Raw genomic sequence first — 644 nt, forward strand, 5'->3', positions numbered from 1 at the left:
CATTACTATCGATTCTGGTGACTTTTCATTACGAGACGGCGCTCAACTAACTGCCTCAACTTCGGGACTTGGGAATGCGGGAAATGTGACAGTGCGGGCACTTGATGCTGTTGACCTTGTAGATGCTTCTATCTTCAGTACGGTGTCAGCAGGGGGTGTAGGTCAGGGAGGTAATATCGATATCTCCGCTGCAACCCTCTCGCTAAAAGATGGCGCTCAACTGCAAACTGCTACTCGTGAAGCATCTACTAATACACAGCCAGCAGGACGGGGGAATGCTGGGAATGTCAATGTTAATGTTACAGGTATTGTTGATATTGCTGGGGAGAAAAATGGTTTTTTTAGTGCGATTCGCAGCAGTGTGGAAACGGGGACAGTTGGCAATGGAGGTAACATTACTATCGATTCTGGTGACTTCTCATTACGAGACGGCGCTCAACTAACTGCCTCAACTTCGGGACTTGGGAATGGGGGGAATGTGACAGTGCGGGCACTCAATGCTGCTTCCCTCGCAGATGCTTCTATCCTTAGTACGGTGTCAGCAGGGGGTGTAGGTCAGGGAGGTAATATCGACATCAATGCTGCTTCTTTCTCATTACGAGACGGCGCTCAACTAACTGCTTCAACTTCGGGACTTGGGAATG

At 49.2% G+C, this 644-nt stretch carries 1 pseudogene; it reads left to right on the plus strand.

Annotated features, from left to right (window positions below):
- A pseudogene (locus RMZ95_RS33900) lies at nucleotides 1–644 on the plus strand (filamentous hemagglutinin); the annotation flags it as partial.

The sequence above is a fragment of the Nostoc sp. DedQUE07 genome, from assembly GCF_034530975.2.
Classification (GTDB): Bacteria; Cyanobacteriota; Cyanobacteriia; order Cyanobacteriales; family Nostocaceae; genus Nostoc.